Raw genomic sequence first — 15,549 nt, forward strand, 5'->3', positions numbered from 1 at the left:
CGACCGAGATCGGCCGCGCACAGGTCACCGCCGGGGCTTCTGACACCAACGCGTCCGGTGTCAGCATCAGCACCGCGCAGCGGCCGGTGGCGAGGCTGGCGGGCACCCCGGAGACCACCACGAGGGAAGTGTTCACCGGCCCGGCAGCGTTGGCGCCGGCGGGCGGGTCCACCATTGTCTCGGCCGAGTTGGTCCGCGACACCGGCCCTGACGGCACCGCCACGTTCACCTTCCGCGCCACCATCCGAGGAGTGTCTTTCGCCGAGGGTCCGCTTAACCAGACGATCGCCACCATCCCTACCGCGCACCGCCCCACCACCCAAGGCGCCGCCATCGGCTCCAACGGCGGCACCACGCAGACCTACCAGGTCCTCGCCGGTGGCGGCCTGCGTCTGGCGCACTCCTCCCACTCCCGCACCACCACCGATGACCTGCTGGTTTCCGGGTCGTGGATCCGGATGCCCGAATGACCGGCTGCCCCCTCGAGAAGCGCGGCCAGGTGCTCGTCGTTTTCGCGTGGATCGCGCTCACGCTGGGCGCCCTTACGTGGCTGCGGCTCCCGACCGTGCCGGTGGAGGGTGTCGTCCACACGCACCTGCCGCCGGTGGTCGAGGTCGGCAAATGGGTGGTCGCCGCTGCCATCGCCGCCACCGCCGCGTTCACCCGCCGCTACCGGCTGGGTTTCGCCGCCCTGGTCGGGGTGGTCGCTTTCCGGGGCGCGTCCCTCGCGGCCGGGTGGGTGGTGTGGGTGATGTCCGAAGGCGCGGCCGGGACCCCCACCGGGTGGGCGCAGGCGCTGCAGTACGCGGGGTTCGCGGTCTTGTTGATCATCCTGGCTGGCCCGGACGACGGGACGGTGAGAGCGGTCGAGCACCCAACGCCCGGAGGTGTCGCCGATGCTGCGTGATATCCCCGGCCCCGTGTGGGGTGCGCTGGCGACGATCCTCGCCGGGACCCTGACTTTCCTTGGTGTGTGGCTGTCCACCAAACAAACCGACCGCGCCACCCGCGTGGAGCGGCGCGCCAAGGCCGCCGAGAACGAGGTGGACCGTGACCGCCTCCGCCTGCACCAGTACGAGGGCCTGGTGGACCGCATGGAGAAGCGCTTGGAGGCCGTTGAGAGCCGCGTGACCCACCTGGAGGCCGAACTCGCAAAGGAGCGGCGGGAGCGCCGGCAAGAGCGCGAAGCCTTCGAGGTCCGCCACCGGTCCACGGTCCGCTACCTGCGGGACGTCCTGGCATGGGCAGGCAGGCATCTGCCGGGGGTCCCACCGCCCACGCCACCGACCGACGTGGCAGCCGACCTCACCTGACCACAAGGAGCCCACCATGACCGAACCCATCGACCTGCCCGAACTGGACGAACCGCCGAAGGTGTGGCGCGACGGTGAGGAACTGCTAGCCGAAGAGGCAGCGAACCCCGACCCCGCAACCATCGCCGCCAGCGAGACCGCCGGTGCCGACCTGACCGACTGGGTGGAGAAGTGAGCAACCCCTGGGACCCCGCACTACGCGAGGCCCGCAAGATCCAGACCGCCATGGCCGACTACGGCGTCAACTGCGTCATCCAACTACGCCAGGGCGCCTCGTCCTCGGGCTGGCTCACCCCCATGTCCACCCGCGCCGGGGTGATGTCCCACCACATCGTGTCCGCCCGCACCCACGGCACCACCCCGTTCTACAACCTCGTGCGCAACGGTCGCCCCGGCATCCCCGGCCCGCTCGCCAACGGCTACGGCGGCTGGGACAAGGTCTACCGGGTCATCACCATGGGCTGGGCCAACCACCCCGGCGCTGGCGGGCCCATCACCCTGGCCGGTCGCCGCATCCCCCGCGACAACGGCCGCCCGTACTTCTGGGGCACTGAGTACGAGGGTGGGCTGCGGGCATCGGACTGGGCTCAAGACGACTACCACGATTGGATGGCCCGGTGCAACGCCGCGCTCCTGGACGTGTTCAACCTGCCCACCAGCGCGCACCTGGAGCACTCCACCTGGACCACCCGCAAAGTAGACCGCCTCGGCTACACCACCGCCACCGGGCGCACCCGCATCGCAGCCGTTCTCGGCCGCACCAAGAACACCACCACCTCACAGAAAGATTGGTTCACCATGGCCACCGAAGCAGACCTACGCCGCGTCGTCGGTGAAGCACTCGACGCCCGCGCCGGTGCCGCCGTGCACCGATTCGACCTGGCACCCACCACCGGCGGCGGTGTCACCCTGCCCGCCGAGAATCACGCCGCCCGGCAGAACCGCATGGCGCGGAGCGTGCACGCCATGTCCAGCGAACTCACCGCGCTGCACGGTGAACTCGCCTCCCTGCGCGCCGCCGTGGCATCCCTGGCAGCCAACCAAGGCGCCGACCCCGAACAGATCATCGGCGCCGTGCGTGAGGCCGCGGACAAGGGCGTGGCCGAAGCGCTCGCCGACCTGCGTATCACCCTGACAGCCGCACCCGAGGAGGACTGAACCATGCAAGAGATCGTCCAAGGCAACCCCAAACTGCGCCGCGTCCTGTACGCCGCCTACGCCATCGTGGGCCTGGGACTGGGCTCCACCCAGGTCGGGTTCAGTGCCGCCGAGACCGGGCAGCCCATGTGGCTTACCGTGGCCCTGGCGGTGTTCGCCTATGTCGGTGTCGCGTTCGGGTTCGCCGCACAGTCAAAGGTGGACGCCACCCCCGCCCCGCACGTCACCGTCGTGAACCCGCCACCGGGCGCACCGGATGAGATGGGCGGGTAGTGTGCCATGCGCCGCCCGCTGGACCCCCGCATCCAGGTAGACGACCGGGAGGTGGTGGCCGTGTGCCCCGAGTGTGGGTATGAGTACACCGGCCAGGGTGCACGCCTGGCGGCGTCGGAGTGCTGCTGGTGGGAATGATGCACCCCCTGGCGGACTGTGACCGGGACCGGGATGACCTCTTGGCCCTGATGTGGGGCCTGGTTCTTGACCTGGCCCGTCACACCGGCCAAGACCCCGTGGTGGTGGCATTGAGTCGCGGGCTCATCCCCACCGCAAGGAAGCCGTGATGTACCCCTGCCCGCAGTGTGACCGTGAGCAGCCCACGCGGGCAGGCGCGCTGACCTGCTGCACGGGGGACGACCTGGACTGACCCGGCCTCCGAGACGAACGCCCCCACCTAGCCCACCACGGGCCGGGTGGGGGCGGTTTAGTGCGTTCAGGGGCTAGTCGTCCAAGTCGTCGAAGTCCAGAGGCAACTGCCTGCCACCGTCGATGTGCCTAACCACGCGCTCGATCGCATGCTCAGCCTTCAGCCGTCCGGCCCGGTCCCGGAACTGCCGCGTCCGCAGCATCACTTGCAGCAAGTCATTCTACCGGGGGCGCGATCAAGGCCGGCATCTTTACCCACCAGAATCAAGGGTGAACACTGGCACCATTCATCAACGTGATGAGCACCCACCCGGGCACGTCGCCCCGCTCGGGGTCATCCTGGCGGCTGCGCCACCACCTTTGCCATGACGTCATCGTCACACTCCTTTCCTCGTTGACCTCTCAGAGTCCGACCCGAAGCACGGAGAGCCCCGGGAAGATCGCGAACAGCACCGTCACCGGAAGCATCAGGAACACCACCGGGATCATCATGTAGACCTCTTTGCGCCCGCCGGCCTCCATCAATGCCCGGTGGCCTACCTCGCGGGCGTCCTCGGCTTGGGCCCGCAGCACTTCCGAGAGCGGGGTGCCGCGCTCGATGGCCACCGCCACGCCTTCGGTGAAACGGGCGATGCTGGACAGTTCGGTACGTCCGGCCATCCGCTCCAAGGCTTGGGTCAAGGGGACTCCAGAGCGGATGTCACCCAGGGTCGTGCGGATCTCAGCGGCCAGTTCTCCGTGCATGCTGGAGGCCACCCGGTCCAGTGCCGCCAGTGGCGTCTCGCCCGCGCCGACCGCGAGCGCCAGCAACTCGGCCACCGTCGGGAACTCGGCGATCATCGTCTCCTCGCGCCGCTTGATCTGACGGCTCAGCCACTGATCCCGCGCTAGCGCGGCTCCGATGGTCGAGAGCAGCACGAGCGCGGCCAGGACCAGGATGGAACTGCCGCGGGTGGCCGCCAACAGCAACGCCAGCAGCAGTCCCCCGACCAACCCCAACGTGGCCCAGATCAGTTGTTCGATGTGGAACTGCTCCACGCTGAGTCGCGAACCGGCCCGCGCGAGGCGGCGACGGGTACCCGCAGCGGGGGAGCCGATCCGTTCGAACAGGCCCGCGGCGTCGGCCACCAACGGCCGCAGCATCCGCTCCAGCGTCGGAAACGGCGTCAGTGTGGTGTCCTGGGCGAGTAGCCGGGAGGTGACGGGCCGCTCCCGCAGATACGGAGCCACCCGGTCCACCAACCGCACCCGCCTGGCCGCCAACCGCCACAGCACCAAGCACATACCCAGGCCCGCGAGCAGGCCCAGGGCCCCGCCGACCAGCCCCGGCTGGTTCATGGCTGTCATCGCAGCACCCGCACTTCCTCCGGAAGGCGAGCGATGCGCACCATGACGAGGTAGGCGCCCGCCGAAGCGCCGGCTCCGAGCAGCAGCACCACCGCACCGAGCACGGTGTTGAAGGCGGCTGCTGTTTCGGGCCGGCTGCTCAGCATGGCCAGCACCACCCACGGCGCGGCCGCGGCGAGACGCGCACCGTTGACCGTCCAGGACTGGCGCGCTTCGAGTTCACCCCGGGTGCGCAAGTCCTGGCGCAGGAACTGGGAGAGAGTGCGCAGCAGACGGACCAGGTCGGTGCCGCCCACCTGGCGCGTCAGGCGCAGCGCCTCGATCAAACGGTCCGCCACCGGGTCGGCCAGCCGGGCCTTGAGGTGATCCAGAGCCTCGGTGAACCTCCCGGTGGCACGGTAGTCCTCGGCGAACACGCCGAACGCCGGCCGCATCGGCTCGGGTCCGCGCTCAGCGAGAGCGGTCAACGACTCGGGTAAGGCGAGTCCGGCCCGGACCCCCGAGATGAGGTCGTCGATGACTTCTGGCCACAACTCACGCAGTTCGGCGCGGCGCTTACGGGCTCGGGAGCGCACGTAGGCGCTCGGCACCAAGCCGGCAATCGTCCCGAATGCCGCCCCGATGGTGGGCGAGGCGCTCAGTGCGCCCACGATGAGGCCCACCCCGGCACCGGCTCCGACCGATGTGGTCCGGAACGCCCACGGTCTCACCCCTGCCATCCCGGCCTGGATGAGCCGATCCTGAGTTCTGGCCGTCCGCGGCCTGGCGGCGGGCCGGCCTGGCGTCCTGGGCCAGCAGGACCACCAGATGCACAGTAGTCCCGCTCCCAGGAGCAGCCCGGCCAGTGTTCCCATCGATCACCCATGCACCGATGCGGCCAGCAGTGCACGCAGGTCGAAGCCGGCGCGCGCGAAGCGCTCCTCATGCGGCGGGTACCCCGAGGCCCGGATCAGTCCGTTCGGACCGCGGGTGAAGATCGCGGCGGTCTCGATGACCTCCCCCTCCACGCGGCCGGTCAACGCCACGATCTCCTCGGTACGCCGGCGCCCGAGCCGGTCCAGGCTCAGATGCACCACGAGGTCCACGGCGGAGGCCACGGTGGGGATCACGAAGTTCGCCGAGACGTTCTCCCCGGCTAGCAGCGGCAGGGTACACAGTTTCATCACCGCCTCCCGGGCGGAGTTGGCGTGCACTGTGCACATGCCCGGGTTGCCTGCGTTGAGTGCGATCAGCATGTCCAGGGCCTCGGCCTCGCGAACCTCCCCGATGATCAGGCGGTCCGGACGCATCCGGAGGGCCTCCTTGACCAGGCGGCGTAGCAGGATCTCCCCGGTGCCCTCCAGGTTCGGTTGACGGCACTGCATCGCCACCACGTCCCTGGCGGCCAGCTGCAACTCGAAGACCTCCTCACACGTGATGATGTGCTCGTGCGATGGAATCGAGCCGGCCAACGCGTTGACCATGGTCGTCTTGCCCGATTGAGTGGCGCCTGAGACCACCACGTTGAGACCGCTGGCCACACCGGCGTCCAGGAACGCCGCGGCCCCCGCGGGTAGGGAACCCATCGCTACCAGGTCCGACAGCCGCCGGGCCCGCGCGATGTACTTGCGGATGTTGACCGCCCAGTGCTTGCGGGTGACATCGGGGATCACGGCGTGCACACGCTCCCCGGTGGGCAGGGCCGCGTCGACGAACGGGGTCGAGAGGTCGAGGCGCCGCCCGGAACTACGCAGCATCCGCTCCACCAGGTCCTGGACCTGGTCAGCCTCCAGAATCGTGGTGGTGAGTTCGGCTCGCCCACTACGGGCGATGAACACCTTGCCCGGTTCATTGATCCAGATCTCCTCGATCTCCGGATCGTCCAGGTAACTTTGCAGGGGTCCCAGGCCCACCACCGCGTCGTGGACCAGTTTGGCCGTGTGCGTCGGATCGCTCAGCCTGGGGACCAGGCCGACCAGCGCCCGGTCGTCGTAGTCGGCGACCACCTCGGCGATCAGGGCATGCACTCCTCCGGCATCTCGCACCGGATCCAGTCCGCGACGACGGATGAGTTCACGCACCTCATCCTCAACCAGCCCCACGCCGTCGGTCATGCTCGCCCACCTCATTCCGCAGTGACCGTGCGGCCAACCTAGCCCAGCGGCCGTGCGCCTGCCCAGCATTCGCAATCAAATTGGGGATAACTACGCCAGGCCGTGCTCGTGCACGCTGCCACTGCTACCCGCCGCCGGTAGGCATCCAAGAAGCCGCCGCTCACAGCATCAGTTCTGAGGCAAAGGCATGGAAGGTCACCGCCTCATCACGAACCACCAGTCCGGAGACAACCATCACGCCCCTGGCGATGGGTCGGCCCCGTTCACACTGCCCAGGCAACTGCCTGTGGACAACTTCCCACACTGTGCACAATGCCTGTGGATAACCTAGCACCCTCGCGACGCCGGTTCAGGCGTCGTCGGAACTCTCCGCCCGGAACAGGTAGGTGATCGTGCCGTCCTCCCCGGTGACGTTGACCAGCACGTGTCCATCGTGAATCTCGACCCCGGCCGGGTCCTGCCGGTGCCGTACCGGTTCGGTCAGCGGCTCCCCGGTAGCGGCGTCGAAGGCGTGCAGGACCATCGAGGGCTCGGTCTTCTCCGTGAGCGAGTCCTCCAGCAGCCATCCCGGCACCGGGACCTGCACGGTCACCACCCCGTCGGCAGCGATCACCACCGGGCGGCCCAGGTCCACCTCGTCGTCGGTCTCGTCCATGGCGTCGGCGCCGGCTTCCAGCGTCGCCCGCCACAGCGAGTTTCCAGTCAGCGGGTGCAGGGCCCGCACCCGGTCGCCCTCCACCACGGTGAGCACGCGCGCCCCGGCGGTCCAGTTGCCGTCGCTGCGCCCGGTGTGCACCCGGTGATCGACACTGTGCACCTGCGCACCGGTCAGGCCGATCACGTGCGAGCGCCCGGACCCGGGCAGCCAGAGCAGGTCACCGTCGAGGAAGGAGTTCTGGGTGGGAAAGTCCTCCAGCGCCCGCGCCACGTCGCAATCCACCGGGGTGAAGAGGTCCTCGGCGTCCTCCTCATCCTCGGCCGGGGCGTCGGTGCGCAGCACCTCGACGCTGCACTCCTCCTCGATGGTGGCCACCGCCGCGGCGGCGCCGGCTACGGCAACGGGCCGGTCGGCCGCCAGGGTGTGCGCTACGGACCCGGTCGCCGGGTCACGCAACTCGGTGGCGTCGTCATCGTTCGTCGTGGCCACCCAGAACCGGTGCACGCCGGTGATGTCACCGGCCGCGCTCATGCCCAGGTAACCCAAGCCCACATTCGGCACCGGCTCCGCGGACACGCTCCACTCCTCCTCGCCGGTCTCGGCGTCGCGGCCGGTCCAGGTGCAGTCCTCCGGGTCCTGGCACCACTGGTTCACCACGATGCCGGGGGCGGTGGCCACCACCCCGCCGTCCCACCAGGTGCCACTACGCTCCTCGGGCAGGTCATAGTGCCACCGGGCGACCTCGGCACCGGTGCGATCCAGGGTCCGCACGGTGGCCCGCTGGCCCGGGGCGTGGTGCAGCAGCACTCCCCCACCGGGCATCGCCACGATGCGGGTGTGCTCGGTCACGCTGCCGTCCCACCAGGGACGCATTTCGCCGTCGGGATCGACGATCATGAGGTGGTCGTTCCGGTGCAGCAGCAACCGCCGGTCCACATCGGCAGGCTCACCCCAGCTGACCTCATGCAGCAGTGCCCCGCCATGTCCGTAAGCCACAGCCACTTCCCGCCACGGCCCGCCGAGACCGAGCCCCAGCACCAGCACCGCCACCGCCACCACGGCGGCGGCCATCAGCGCGGGCCTGCGCCACAGCAGCACCCAGGCCACACCGGCCACACCGAGCGCGGTCAGTAGGATCCCGGCCAGGTACCAGCCGTCCCGGCCGGCGGACCAGCCCACCGCCAGGGCGATCAGCCCGGCCAGCGCCATCGCGGCGAAGACGTGGATCCGCCAGCGCAGCACCATCTCGGCAACGGGGGCCCGGGACGCCGGCGCGGGCTCGGATGACGCCGGGACCGCGGGGACCTCATCGGCCGCCGAGCCGGTAGTGCTCATCCATCCTCCGCCTGATCCCCTGGGCCTTCAACAGCCCCATGATCCTAGCCGAGGCCGGAGCCGGCAGCCCTCCGGATGCAACCCGAATCAACCAGCCCGGAAAAGGTTGCTGACAAGAACAAATCTCTGGGCTCGCCTCGGGCGGAAACGTTTCCAAACCTGCGATTCCCCCGCATGCGCGGGCGACCGAAACCGAGGATCGGACCGGTTCCCATCGCGGCGGCGAGCACTTCGCGCACCACGGGAACCGCCGCCGACTGTCGCGATTGAAAGGGTTCTGGGGATCGACAACTGGGAGGGTCTCAATGATCCCGATGCGGCCGAGATCATCAGGGACGACCGCGGGCTGCAGTTCACCCCGAGATGCTCGCAGTGGTCCAGCCGCAGCTGGACCCGGTCACGCCGAAGCGGCCACCTACATCCTGGACGTGCTGGAGCAGGGCGTGCTCGCACCGCCGCAGCCGGCCGGTGGTGCGGAGATGAACAACGTCTCCCAGCGGATGGAGACCGACATCCTGTTCGGCAACCGCACCGTGGAGGAAGCGGGGAGTATTGGATCGAGTATATGGAGGACCACCTCAGCTGATTCCGGCCCGGCGCGCCCCCTCGCTGCACCGCACGGCGCGCGCCGGGCACCACCACCGACCGGAAGAATCCCATCGTGACGATAGAGCAGTCGCTCATGCGGCTCCGCGCCGCCGATCCCGCGCCGCAACGTGCCGGCCTCCAGGGCCCCCTGGCCGAGCAGATCGAGGCCGCCGGCGTCAACTTCGCCGCCGTGGGCGGGCCGGTCCAGGACCGCTGGGTGCAGGCGCTGGGCGAACTCAACCAGTGCGTGCGCCCCCTGGCCGGCGGTCCGGCGGTGCTGCATGAAGGGGGCACGTACGACGGGTGCTGGCTCGAGTCCACCGGCACCATCAGTGCCGAGGTCCTGTCCCGGTTCGCCCCCGGCGTCGCCGAGGACACCTTCACCCTGTTCGCCCACCATCAACGCGACGACGGCCTGCTGCCCTACAAGGTCAGCCCGGAGGGGCCGGCATACCGTCAGATCCAGATCGTCACCCCGTTCGCCCGGTCCGTGTGGCGCCACTACCGCCTGCATCACGGTGCGGAGCCATCCGCTGCCCGGGGCTGGCTGGCCACCATGTACGCGGCGATGTCCCGCAACGACGCCTGGCTTGCCCGGCACCGCGACACCCGTGGCAGCGGTGCGGTGGAGGCCTTCTGCACCTACGACACCGGGCACGACCTGTCCCCCCGCCACTGGTTCACCCCCGAGCACTGCCACGAGGGCGAGGCGAGCCGATACGACCCGGAGTCGGCCACCATCCCGTATCTGGCCCCGGACCTGACCGCGAACGTGACGTGCCAACGCACCTACCTGGGCCGCATCGCCACCGAACTCGGCGCCGAGGACGCCCCGTGGCTCCGCGCCGCGCAGGCCTCGACGGCGGCGCTGTTCGAGCACTGCTTCGACGCCGCCGAGGGCACCTTCTTCGACCGGGACGCCACCGGGGCGCTGGTACGGGTGAAGTCGGACGTGCTGATGCGGGTGCTGGCCTGCGAGATCGGCGACGGCGACTTCTTCACCGCCGCGCTGCGCCGATACCTGATGAACACCACCGCGTTCCTGTCCCATTACGGGTTCACCTCGGTGGCCATGGACGACCCCCGCTTCAACGGCGACCACACCCGCAACACCTGGGCCGGGCCGGTGAACTTCCTCACCCAGATCCGCGCCCCGCACGCCTTCGACCACCACGGCCATGGCGCCGAACTGGCACTGGCCACCAGGCCCGTGCTCGCCGCGCTCCTGCGCGCTGACCGGTTCCCCCAGTGCCTCGACCCCTGGAGCGGGGAGGCCGGCTACACCAGTTCCTACTCCCCCGCGCTGCTGTGGCTGCTGGACGCCGTGGAGCGCAACTTCGGGATCCTGCCCACCCCGGCCGGCCGGATCTGGTTCACCTCGATGGCCCCCACCCGTCTCGGTGGTGGCAGCGCCGCCACGGCCACCGCCTACGCGCGCACCGTCGCCGGCGTCCACTACGAACTGGGTAGCGACGACGCCGCCTCGAGATCCTTCCGCGCGGGCAGCCCGCACCTGTCCTTCCCCCGGGGATGGCGGGTGGAGACCGACCTACGCGGCGTGCCCCTCGCCGTCGTCGGCCTGTCCCCGCGCCCGGTGACCGGGGTGCTGACCCACGGGGACCAGCGGTGGGAACTCACCCTGGCCGCGAACCGGCGCGCTGAACTGGACGGCGGCGAGTTCACCGTCGCCTCCGGGCCCGGTTTCGTGGCGCCACGCTCGGGAAGGGCGGCCTGATACGTCGCGGCACGCAGGTGCTCATCGCCCGGGACCCGGCCGAGCCGTTCCTGCCGCAGCGCCGGCGCCGTGGCCCCGAGCGACTCGGAGTGTCCGGACGGCACCCTGCATGTGGCCGACGACGGCGAACCGTGGCTGGTTTTGTGCCACGAGTGGGTGCAGGTCGGCGATAGCAGGATCTGTGCCGCTCTCGGCGGCTGATCCCGCTGTGCCGGCCCGCCCGGCCGGAGGGTGAGACCGATTCGGCCCTTCGCGCCCCGATGCGGCAGGCTCGGTGTCCGGTAGTACGGCGTGCGGAGTATGGATCGGAGGAGCGCGATGACCGGCCTGGAGTTCAGTGTGCTCGGCTGGATCGTGCTGGGCGTCGCGGCTCTGGCGGTCGGGATCGCCAAGACCTCCATCGGTGGTCTGGGGGCGCTGGCGGTGGCCGGGTTCGCGGTGTTCATCCCGGCCCGGGAGTCCACCGCGGCGGTGCTGCTGGTGCTGATCATCGGGGACCTGGTGGCCGTGGCCCTGTACCGGCGCAGTGCGGACTGGGCGATGCTTCGGCGGTTGCTCCCGGCGGTCCTGCCCGGCATCGGGGCCGGCGCGCTGATCATGGCTTTCATCGACGACCGCACCATGACGCTGCTGATCGCCGCCTGCATCCTGGTCGCGCTGGCCATCCAGATCGTGATGCGCAGACGGCAGGCTCATGTCCCGGCGCAGGCACCACATCCCGAGGCCGCACCGCTCCTGGGGACCACACCGAACCTGGGGGCCACCCTCGGTACCGGGTTCGCGGCCGGCTTCACCACGATGGTGGCCAACGCCGCCGGCCCGGTGATGGCGCTGTACCTACTGGCGGTCCGGGCGGACAAGATGCGTTTCGTGGGCACCATGGCCTGGTACTTCCTGATCGTGAACGTGGCCAAGGTGCCGTTCTCGATCGGGCTCGGGCTGATGACCACCACCACGTTGTGGCTCACCCTCGCGCTGGCGCCGGCAGTGCTGGTCGGCACCTGGATGGGCCGCACGTTCCTGCGCCGCCTGCCCCAGCACCGGTTCGAGACCCTGACCCTGGGCGCCTCCCTGCTGGCCGGAGTAGTGCTCATGGTGCGCGGGCTGATCTGACCCCGGCAGTGGCACAGTAGGAACATGTGCGGACGCTACGCCTCCTTCCGGAGCGCCCAGGACCTCGCCGATACCTTCGACGTGGAGCAGATCAGCGACGCCGCGGCCCGGGTCGCCGCCGGGTACAACATCGCCCCCACCGATCCGGTGCGGGTAGTGCTGGAGCGCCGCGACGGCGGCGAGTCCTCCTCCCGGGACGGTGCCGGGCAGGCGACCCGGGCGATGCACGTGGCCCGCTGGGGCCTGATCCCGCACTGGGCCAAGGACCCCACCATGGGCGCACGGATGATCAACGCCCGCAGTGAGTCGGTCGCCGAGAAGCCGGCCTTCTCCAAGTCCCTGGCCCAGCGCCGCTGTCTGGTGGTGGCCGACGGGTACTACGAGTGGCACACCGCCCCGGATCCGGCCGGGGGGAAGAAGCCGGTCAAGACCCCGTACTACATCCATCCCACCGACGGCGCCCCGATCGCGTTCGCCGGGCTGTACTCCTGGTGGCCGGACCCGACCAAGGCCCCCGACGACCCCAGCCGGTGGGTGCTGTCCGCCACGATCATCACCCAGGCAGCCCGGGACGGCCTGGAGCAGATCCACGACCGGGAGCCGGCCGTGCTGGACCACGATCTGGTCGGTGCCTGGATCGACCGGGACGCCGGCACCGAGACGGCCCTGGACATCCTCTCCCGCCCCTGCCCGCCGCTGACCTGGCACGAGGTGGACCGTGCCGTGGGTTCGGTGCGCAACCAGGCCGCCCACCTGATCGAACCGGTCTGAGCCTGCACCCACGTGTTGACCCCGGGTCCGACCGCGGGTGGACGCTGCGCCGGGGTGGTCGGGCCTATCGTGGCGCCATGACGCATGCGGACCACCAGCGCCGGGGCCTGCCGCACCCCGGCGCCGTGGCGTTGATCCGCCCCACCAGGCCGCGGTCGAGCGACGTCATCCTGGCCATCGGCGCGTTCCTTCTGCTCGGCCCGCTGACGTACGGCCTGGCCGGGGGCGTGGGCCCCACCACCGTCGCAGCGGGCCTCGGGGCGGTCGTCGCCTCGGTGGCGATGCCGGGCGCGCTGGCCTGGCGCCGCTCCCACCCGGCGATATCGGCCATCGTGGTTTACAGCGGCGCGCTGCTGCACTTCGCCACCGGGACCCCGCTGCTCCCGGCCGATGTGCTCATCTTCGCCGCGCTGTACTCCGTCACCGTCTACGGGCCGCGGTGGGCGCGCCTTGCCGGGCTCGGCGGCGCGCTGCTGGGTTGCCTGCTTCTGGCAGTGGCGAGCATGACCTTCTACGGATCAATGAGCCTGGCCGAACTGGACACGGAGAGCATCCTCACCGGCGGCATATCCTTCGCGCTGCCCGCCGCACTCGTGCTGGCCGTCTGGGCCCTGGCCCTGGTGCGCAAGGCCCGGGTGCAACAGCTGGAGTCCTTCGCCGAACGTGCCCTGCGGCTGGAGATCGAACGCGACCAGCAGGCCCAGATCGCCACCGCAGCCGAGCGGGCCCGGATCGCCCGGGAGATGCACGACGTGGTCGCCCACTCCTTGGCCGTGGTGATCTCGCAGGCCGACGGCGGCCGGTACGCCGCGGCCGGCGACCCCAGGGCCGCCGAGGCCGCCCTGAGCACCATCGCCGAGTCCGGCCGCACCGCGCTGGCCGACCTGCGCCGCATCCTGGGCGTCCTGCGCGAGGGCGGCGCCGGACCCGAGTTCGTGCCCCAACCGGGCACCGATGACCTGGACACGCTGCTCACCCCGGTGCGCCAGGCCGGCTTACAGGTGTCACTGGGACGCTCCGGCACCCCGCGCCCCGTTCCGGCCAGCACCGGGCTGAGCGTGTACCGGATCGTGCAGGAGTCCCTGACCAACGTGCTCAAGCACGCCGGGCCCGGCGCCCAGGTCCGGGTGCACCTGGGCTGGCACCCCACCCACCTGGAGGTGTGGGTCATCGACGACGGCTACGGCGCGGCGGCTCCGCCCGGCGCAGGCCACGGCCTGTCCGGGATGCGCGAACGTGCCACGATGGCGGGTGGCGACCTCACCGCCGGCCCCGGACCCACCGGCGGCTGGCAGGTGCATGCCCGCCTCCCGGCACCCGCCTCCGGGCAACCACCCGGCGCCGGGCCCGCAGCACAGAAAGAACAGGAGCGCAGATGAGCGAGAGCGCGCAGACCATCCGGGTCGGGCTGGTCGACGATCAGCATCTGGTCCGCGCGGGCCTGGCGATGGTGATCAACTCCCAGCCGGACATGGAGGTGTCGGTCGAGGCCGGCGACGGCGCGCAGGCCCTACGACTGCTGGGGTCCCACCCCGTGGATGTAGTGATGATGGACGTCCGGATGCCGGCGATGGACGGCATCGCCGCCACCGCCGAACTCACCGGCGGGGGCACCGCCGGCGACGACAGCGGTCCCAAGGTCATCATCCTGACCACCTTCGACCTCGATGAGTACGTGCTGCGAGCGATCAAGGCCGGTGCCAGTGGGTTCCTGCTCAAGGACACCCCGCCGGAGCAGATGCTCGCGGCCGTCCGCACGGTGCACTCCGGTGACGCGGTGATCGCTCCCTCGGCCACCCGCCGGCTACTCGGACAGTTGGCCACCATGGCCCCGGCGCAGGAGCGGGCGCCGGCGCAGGTGCTCGAGGTGCTGACCAGCCGGGAGCGGGAGGTGCTGGAACTAATCGCACGCGGTCACACCAACACCGAGATCGCCGCCCGGCTCTATGTCGCCGAGGCAACCGTGAAGACCCACGTGGGCCGGGTGCTGGCCAAACTCGGCGCGCGCGACCGGGTCCAGGCCGTGGTGATCGCCTACGAGACCGGGTTGGTCCACGCCGGCAATTGAGCCGGCAAGCGCACGGCCACATCGCGCAGTACGGTCGCAGCATGGCCACCTTCAGCGAGCGCCCGCACCGCCCCACCGACCCGGTGGTGGCCGCGATGAGGGCGATCGAGCGCGCCGACTTCCTGCCGGAGGCACTGCGCGATCAGGCCCACCAGGACCACCCGTTACCGCTGGCCGACGGTTCCACCAATTCCCAACCCAGCACCGTACGACGGATGCTGCAGGCCCTGGACGTCCGCCCCGGTCACCGGGTGCTGGACATCGGTTCCGGGTCGGGCTGGACCAGCGCCCTGCTGGGCCAGTTGACCGGGCCCGGGGGCGAGGTCCTGGGCCTGGACCTCACCGATTTCCTGGTCGGTTTCGCCCGCACGGCACTGAGTGGGTACGACCTTCCCTGGGTGCGCGTCGACTTGGCCACACCCGACGTGCTGGGCACGCCCGGACGTACCTGGGACCGGATCCTGGTCTCGGCCGACGGCGGCCAGATCCCGACCGAACTGGTCAGCCAGCTCGACGACGGCGGTCGCATGGTCATTCCCGCGGCCGGACGGATGGCTGTGGTCACCCGGGCCGGTCAGGAGGTCCGCACCGAGCATCTGCCCGGGCAGTGGGCCTTCGTCAGGCTGCGTTGACCTCCCCCGTGGGTCGGTGACCCGCCCCGGCGTCATCCCGGGGGATGAGAGACGAACCCGTCCACGGCCCGATGTGACCGAGGCGGCGCAGATCTA

General features: G+C 70.4%; 17 protein-coding genes. 12 read left to right on the forward strand and 5 right to left on the reverse strand.

Annotated elements, in window-relative coordinates:
- The 6 genes from ACPL7H_RS10730 to ACPL7H_RS10755 all read left to right on the forward strand — a co-directional run.
- On the forward strand, positions 1-470 hold a 470-nt coding region (locus tag ACPL7H_RS10730), incomplete at its 5' end, for a hypothetical protein (protein WP_424796919.1).
- Entirely contained in the window at positions 467-907 is a 441-nt protein-coding gene (locus tag ACPL7H_RS10735) for a hypothetical protein (RefSeq protein WP_424796920.1), read from the forward strand. The genes ACPL7H_RS10730 and ACPL7H_RS10735, both read left to right, overlap by 4 nt.
- Positions 897-1,313 carry a hypothetical protein gene (locus tag ACPL7H_RS10740; protein WP_424796921.1) on the forward strand — a complete coding sequence of 139 codons (417 nt, stop codon included), beginning with the start codon at positions 897-899 and terminating at the stop codon, positions 1,311-1,313. The genes ACPL7H_RS10735 and ACPL7H_RS10740 overlap by 11 nt, the downstream gene beginning before the upstream one ends.
- A 16-nt stretch (positions 1,314-1,329) precedes the next feature.
- Entirely contained in the window at positions 1,330-1,488 is a 159-nt protein-coding gene (locus ACPL7H_RS10745; RefSeq protein ID WP_424796922.1) for a hypothetical protein, read from the forward strand.
- Positions 1,485-2,471 carry a hypothetical protein gene (locus tag ACPL7H_RS10750; protein ID WP_424796923.1) on the forward strand — a complete coding sequence of 329 codons (987 nt, stop codon included), beginning with the start codon at positions 1,485-1,487 and terminating at the stop codon, positions 2,469-2,471. Before ACPL7H_RS10745 ends, ACPL7H_RS10750 begins: the two co-directional genes overlap by 4 nt.
- 3 nt (positions 2,472-2,474) lie before the next feature.
- Positions 2,475-2,744: a hypothetical protein gene (locus tag ACPL7H_RS10755; RefSeq protein ID WP_424796924.1), complete on the forward strand. Its 270-nt coding sequence runs from the start codon at positions 2,475-2,477 to the stop codon at positions 2,742-2,744.
- Positions 2,745-3,187: 443 nt separating this feature from the next.
- Here the strand turns inward: ACPL7H_RS10755 and ACPL7H_RS10760 are convergent, their stop codons facing one another.
- The 5 genes from ACPL7H_RS10760 to ACPL7H_RS10780 form a co-directional block, all read right to left on the reverse strand.
- Positions 3,188-3,328 (reverse strand): hypothetical protein, encoded by a 141-nt coding sequence (locus ACPL7H_RS10760; protein ID WP_424796925.1) that lies wholly within the window; start codon positions 3,326-3,328, stop codon positions 3,188-3,190.
- Positions 3,329-3,515: 187 nt separating this feature from the next.
- Entirely contained in the window at positions 3,516-4,460 is a 945-nt protein-coding gene (locus tag ACPL7H_RS10765; RefSeq protein WP_424796926.1) for a type II secretion system F family protein, read from the reverse strand.
- The gene (locus ACPL7H_RS10770) at positions 4,457-5,179 is read right to left on the reverse strand and encodes a type II secretion system F family protein (RefSeq protein ID WP_424796927.1); all 723 of its coding nucleotides are present in this window, start codon (positions 5,177-5,179) and stop codon (positions 4,457-4,459) included. The genes ACPL7H_RS10765 and ACPL7H_RS10770 overlap by 4 nt, the downstream gene beginning before the upstream one ends.
- A 138-nt stretch (positions 5,180-5,317) precedes the next feature.
- Complete coding sequence (locus ACPL7H_RS10775; RefSeq protein ID WP_424796928.1) at positions 5,318-6,553, reverse strand: CpaF family protein; 1,236 nt, start codon at positions 6,551-6,553, stop codon at positions 5,318-5,320.
- Between the two features lie 349 nt (positions 6,554-6,902).
- Entirely contained in the window at positions 6,903-8,546 is a 1,644-nt protein-coding gene (locus ACPL7H_RS10780) for a hypothetical protein (protein WP_424796929.1), read from the reverse strand.
- Between the two features lie 661 nt (positions 8,547-9,207).
- Between ACPL7H_RS10780 and ACPL7H_RS10785 the strand changes: the two genes are divergently transcribed.
- The 6 genes from ACPL7H_RS10785 (at position 9,208) to ACPL7H_RS10810 (ending at position 15,453) form a co-directional block, all read left to right on the forward strand.
- Entirely contained in the window at positions 9,208-10,869 is a 1,662-nt protein-coding gene (locus ACPL7H_RS10785) for an MGH1-like glycoside hydrolase domain-containing protein (protein ID WP_424796930.1), read from the forward strand.
- A 318-nt stretch (positions 10,870-11,187) separates the two neighbouring features.
- A complete protein-coding gene (locus ACPL7H_RS10790) occupies positions 11,188-11,982 on the forward strand; it encodes a sulfite exporter TauE/SafE family protein (RefSeq protein WP_424796931.1) in 795 nt (264 codons plus the stop codon).
- Between the two features lie 24 nt (positions 11,983-12,006).
- On the forward strand, positions 12,007-12,753 hold the full coding sequence (locus ACPL7H_RS10795) for an SOS response-associated peptidase (RefSeq protein ID WP_424796932.1): 747 nt from the start codon (positions 12,007-12,009) through the stop codon (positions 12,751-12,753).
- Positions 12,754-12,830: 77 nt separating this feature from the next.
- Complete coding sequence (locus ACPL7H_RS10800) at positions 12,831-14,132, forward strand: sensor histidine kinase (protein ID WP_424796933.1); 1,302 nt, start codon at positions 12,831-12,833, stop codon at positions 14,130-14,132.
- Positions 14,129-14,821, forward strand: a complete 693-nt coding sequence (locus ACPL7H_RS10805; protein WP_424796934.1) for a response regulator — start codon at positions 14,129-14,131, stop codon at positions 14,819-14,821. The genes ACPL7H_RS10800 and ACPL7H_RS10805 overlap by 4 nt, the downstream gene beginning before the upstream one ends.
- Positions 14,822-14,862: 41 nt before the next feature.
- The gene (locus ACPL7H_RS10810; protein WP_424796935.1) at positions 14,863-15,453 is read left to right on the forward strand and encodes a protein-L-isoaspartate O-methyltransferase family protein; all 591 of its coding nucleotides are present in this window, start codon (positions 14,863-14,865) and stop codon (positions 15,451-15,453) included.
- The last annotated feature ends 96 nt before the right edge of the window (positions 15,454-15,549 follow it).

Origin of the sequence: Pseudactinotalea sp. Z1732 (assembly GCF_049724975.1) — a bacterium.
In the GTDB taxonomy this organism is placed as follows: Bacteria; Actinomycetota; Actinomycetes; order Actinomycetales; family Beutenbergiaceae; genus CALKWS01.